The organism is Acinetobacter sp. YH01025 (assembly GCF_013420185.1).
GTDB classification, from domain to species: Bacteria; Pseudomonadota; Gammaproteobacteria; order Pseudomonadales; family Moraxellaceae; genus Acinetobacter; species Acinetobacter indicus.
The window spans coordinates 1-4,632 of the sequence record NZ_VOYR01000028.1; the positions used below are offsets into that span (position 1 = coordinate 1).

The following is a 4,632-nucleotide window of genomic DNA, read 5'->3' on the forward strand; positions in this document are numbered from 1 at the left end:
TTGAATCCTTAGAACATATGCAAAGCACAAGTTCTGTATCTAATAATACATAACAAAAGTGCATTTGCAAACAGGGTTGTTATGCAATGCAACAATTAGAATTAATCTTAGATCAATTTATAAACACGATACCTAAAAAGCCTTACGCTAGTGATAATCTTAACTACGGCGTGAAGATCTATAGCAAAGATGCTGCTTTGCTTAAAGTTTATTTACAGCCTAATCACCCTTATTATCTGCATAACATCGTTTTTGATCTTGATTATGAAGCATCATTAGTAGAGATACTTTACTCAAAAACAGGCCTACCGTTACCCAACCTTATAATTGAAAATAAAGAAAACGGTAGGAGCCATGCAATCTACCAGTTAAAGTCACCAGTATTTAAAACTGATGCAAGCAGACAGAAGCCAATCATTTACCTAAATGCTATTCACAGTACGTTACAGCACGTTTTAGATGCTGATGCGAATTACACAGGATTAATATGCAAAAATCCTCTAAATGATCGCTGGCGTACAAATACGCTACGCCATACGCCGTATTCACTAGATGAACTAGCTAACAAATTAGAAATTGACTGGAAGCAGATCAGTAAACCAATAAAACAAGATGAAGCTGTAGGACTTGGGCGCAATTGCTACATTTTCCATAAAGCTAGACATTGGTCATATGTTGCGATTAGAAAGCACAGAGGTGCTACATACAACACGTGGCTACAATCGGTACTAGATCATTGTTTAAAGCTAAATGAGGGCATTACAGAACCGCTAGGCTATAACGAAGTGAAAGGTATTTCTAAATCAATTGCTCGATGGGTATGGAAACGAGATCCTCATTGTTATGCCATGTTTATTGAACGTCAAACAATGAAAGGGCGTAAAGGTGGTAAAGCTAAAGGTGAAGCATATAGCTTTAAACGTGAGCAAGCAGTCAAGCTGAAAGAGCAAGGAATGAATAACACTCAGATTGCTAAACAACTTGAGGTATCCAGGTATACGATCATTCGTTGGCTAGGGGGTGTCACAATAGCCTAAATCAGATAATAGCGCTTTGGCGTTACTATCCTAATTTTCTGTTAAATTTTTACCGCACTATTTTGGAAGATTTAAAGAGATTATACTTCATTATTTTCTTAATTCTCAATTCAACTCTAAGCCTTATATTTAAAGGGTTCCAGCAATATTTTTTATATAAGAATTAAAGGCTATTTTATATCTTTTCATAGTTACAGTTATAGGAATAGTAATTCACTTAGTATTTTATCTATATCGTTAGTGATAGTAGAGTGATAAATAGATATGTATTTTCTTAGTTTATTGATAGGAGTAGTTAGATAGAGATGACAGAAAGTAGTAAGGCTAAGAGTAAAAGAAAAATTGTTACATACCTATGTGACTATGAATGGGTACAAGAGATATCAGTATTCCCAAAAATAGACTTTGATGATTTAGATTTCTCAAAAGTATTTGCTAGAGATTGTGTTTTAGAATTTTTTGATACTTTAAAAACTAAGTTACGAAAGAGTGTAGACACTAAAAATACTGCATTCTTTATACGGCTCAGATCTATGAATAAATCATTCCCTTTTAATGTAAGGGATGACTGGGATGAATTGAGTAAAGAAAACTATTACATTACTCAAATGTATATCCATATATATTGTTCTCAAAAAGTTGAAATTAAAGAGCTTATAAAATCTGTTTATGATCCTGAATTATTTAATCTAAAGTTCAGGACAACAACAGACGAAAAAATTATTAGTTATTGTTCAACATTGAAAGATCAGGAATTTTACAATTTGAATAAGCTAACCAATCAACCAGTGAGGAATTTTTATCTTATTAACAAAGCAGGGCTAGTGAAACGTGATAAAAGCCTAAAGTTAGATATCAAATCAAAAAATAAAGTTGTAACAGATAAGCCTGAACATAAACAAAAATATGTAAAGTGGACTAACAAGAATATGACTAAATCTAGTGCTGAAACAGTAGAAGATGGTTGGGACTGAATTGTAAATTATGTAATCTGAGTAGCATCTATTTTATTAAAAAATAGGTGCTTATATGGCTATATAAAAAATAATAATAAACTAATTTAATCAATAGTTTAATTTAGTTTATTAGATGACAATAGATATATAGATTGTTAGGCAAACAGCCTCTTTAAATATTCTGAGATTATTCTAAACAAAGCCATTAAATAACGCAGTCTATAGATACATCTAGGAAAAGACGACCTTAATTTGGGGGGCGTGTATTTTTAGGTTCAATCGACAAACGTGCGTTTCTATAACTTTTTAAAACTGTGTACGTGAATAGAAATTAATTAACAGGGTGGTTGTACAGTTTCATTCACGTAGACGTTGCGGATATACTTCATTTGAAGCCAATAACGATCATAAAGGTGACTAAAATGGGTGAGTGGAGTGAATACTTTGCGGACTTCCCCGAAGAAGATATGGGTAACTATCGAAATGGTGTTTTTGATCCTGAACTAGCAAGACGCAGACATCCTGATAATTTCGTATCGAACTACGTTTCTCCAAAAGAAGCACAATTGCGGAAAGAGCAACAAGAGATATTGATGCGCTTAAAGGGCATTGATACGAAAAAGTAAATCAAAACATTAAGGCTCGCTATAGGCGAGCTTTTTTATGCCTAATGAAAAACTATCATTAGACTATACTCAAAAAACAATAATATTTAATGATAAAAAAACCTATCAATAAACTATCATTCCTAATTAAATGATAGTATTATCACAATACTTATAAAAATAGGTTTAAATGAGAAATGACAGTTCGAATCTATGTAAGAGCAAGTACAAAAGACCAAGATGCAGAAAGAGCATTAGATGATTTAAGAAAATTTGCTTTAACCATCAAAGATGATGTGAAAGAGTATGTAGAGAATGAATCAGGTACAAAGCTAGATCGCCCTGTATTGAATAGATTATTAGATGAATCAAAAAATGGAGATACGCTGTTAGTTGAAAGCGTAGACCGCCTATCTAGGCTCTCTCAAAAGGATTTTGATATATTGAAAGGACGTATTAAAGAAAAAGGGTTAAAGCTGGTTGTTGCTGACCTACCAACTACACACATGCTTATCAGTTCAACAGATACCATCACAGGCTCTATTCTAAATCTTGTAAATAACATGCTGATAGATTTGTTGGCGACTATGGCAAGGTTAGACAATGACAAACGCCGTGAAAGAATTAAACAAGGTTTAGCAAGATCAGGATATAAGCCGACAGGTAAGAAAGCAGATACAGCTAAACATGCTAGAATCAAAGAGTTAAATGCTAAAGGTTTAACAAAAGAAGAAATAGCGAAAGCTGTAGGTGTGGGCGTTGCTACTGTGTACAGGGTTTTGAAAAGGATTTAGTTACAGCGACTAAATCCTTTACATAGGGCTTAAAGGCCAAGGCGGGCTATTTTTCAGCTTTATGAAGTAAAAGTATTTGAATAAAAATTCTACTATGTAAGCCATACAGAACAAAAACAGCATCAAATATATAACTAGTAAACAAATCATGAATACGGTTTCCCACGATTCATAATAATTTCTATATAGTTTTTTAATCACATCCCAACTGTGCATACTAATTAAAATCACAGTAATGATTAGAACAGCTAGAGTAAAAAGAATGTTCATGTAATGCGAATATTTATAATTTCATTTTTAAGCATACAAGGAGTTTGCTTTTTTAACAAACTACTTAACTTTAACAGTGTTTTTTTATTAAAAACACACATGCTAAATGTTGTATATTATTGTTCATATAGCAGAACAAGAATGAACATATATGAGCAATCTATCAATTAACCAAGCCAGCAAACTGTTCAAAGTCAGTCGTAACACTATCTATGCTCGCATAAAGAAAGGTGACTTAACTAAGAATGCAGATGGGTTTGTTTCTGTTCAAGATATGATACGTTTATTTGGAAATAAGGCAGATAAGAAAGCAACAGAACAAGCTGTCAATGAACTACTGAACAGTGCAAATAATATTGTACAACCAACTGAACAGCCGAAAAGCAATAATGAACAATTATTTATACAGCAGATTGAACAATTAAAATTACAAGTTGAACAGTTAGAGAAGCAACTGGAATATGTAAAGGCAAATGAAGCATGGTTGAAAGAACAGCTTAATCAGCGATTGATTGAACATAAAAACCAAGAAAAAAGAGGGGGGATTTTTTCTAAAATATTTAGATAAGCTACAACCAAACATAAACATAGCCCTAGAAGCCACGTAGCGACGCATAGAGCATTGTTAAGACACTAGGTTATACTAGGGTAGCCTGATTATTTAAAATGGCTATAATGAGAGCTGAGAGCGTTTAAACGCTATGTATTATTTTTCGGAGTATTGAGCAACTAAAAAGGATAATAGAATTAGAAGTTTTTTTGCTGATACGATCTGTGTTAAAACTATTACAGAAATGAAAAAGCCCGTAACTTTCAAATCTTGGCGGACTAGAAGTTACAGGCTTGAATCCTTAGAACATATGCAAAGCACAAGTTCTGTATCTAATAATACATAACAAAAGTGCATTTGCAAACAGGGTTGTTATGCAATGCAACAATTAGAATTAATCTTAGATCAATTTATAAACAC

General features: G+C 32.9%; 5 protein-coding genes. All 5 read left to right on the forward strand.

Translation table 11 applies throughout. The features are described 5' to 3' along the window. The first annotated feature begins 86 nt into the window (after positions 1–86). Positions 87–1,037 carry a replication initiation protein gene (locus FTT89_RS14280; protein ID WP_180172904.1) on the forward strand — a complete coding sequence of 317 codons (951 nt, stop codon included), beginning with the start codon at positions 87–89 and terminating at the stop codon, positions 1,035–1,037. 305 nt (positions 1,038–1,342) lie between these two features. Next, the gene (locus FTT89_RS14285; protein ID WP_180172905.1) at positions 1,343–2,011 is read left to right on the forward strand and encodes a hypothetical protein; all 669 of its coding nucleotides are present in this window, start codon (positions 1,343–1,345) and stop codon (positions 2,009–2,011) included. A gap of 404 nt (positions 2,012–2,415) precedes the next feature. Continuing rightward, entirely contained in the window at positions 2,416–2,619 is a 204-nt protein-coding gene (locus tag FTT89_RS14290; RefSeq protein ID WP_180172906.1) for a hypothetical protein, read from the forward strand. A gap of 176 nt (positions 2,620–2,795) precedes the next feature. Beyond that, positions 2,796–3,392: a recombinase family protein gene (locus FTT89_RS14295; protein ID WP_180172907.1), complete on the forward strand. Its 597-nt coding sequence runs from the start codon at positions 2,796–2,798 to the stop codon at positions 3,390–3,392. 421 nt (positions 3,393–3,813) lie between these two features. After that, positions 3,814–4,230: a plasmid replication DNA-binding protein gene (locus tag FTT89_RS14300; RefSeq protein WP_180172908.1), complete on the forward strand. Its 417-nt coding sequence runs from the start codon at positions 3,814–3,816 to the stop codon at positions 4,228–4,230. Positions 4,231–4,632 lie beyond the last annotated feature (402 nt).

Bases quoted from the DNA above. Each gene is read 5' to 3' on its own strand.
- FTT89_RS14280 (WP_180172904.1), top strand. From the start codon at position 87: ATGCAACAATTAGAATTAATCTTAGATCAATTTATAAACACGATACCT.
- FTT89_RS14285 (WP_180172905.1), top strand. From the start codon at position 1,343: ATGACAGAAAGTAGTAAGGCTAAGAGTAAAAGAAAAATTGTTACATAC.
- FTT89_RS14290 (WP_180172906.1), top strand. From the start codon at position 2,416: ATGGGTGAGTGGAGTGAATACTTTGCGGACTTCCCCGAAGAAGATATG.
- FTT89_RS14295 (WP_180172907.1), top strand. From the start codon at position 2,796: ATGACAGTTCGAATCTATGTAAGAGCAAGTACAAAAGACCAAGATGCA.
- FTT89_RS14300 (WP_180172908.1), top strand. From the start codon at position 3,814: ATGAGCAATCTATCAATTAACCAAGCCAGCAAACTGTTCAAAGTCAGT.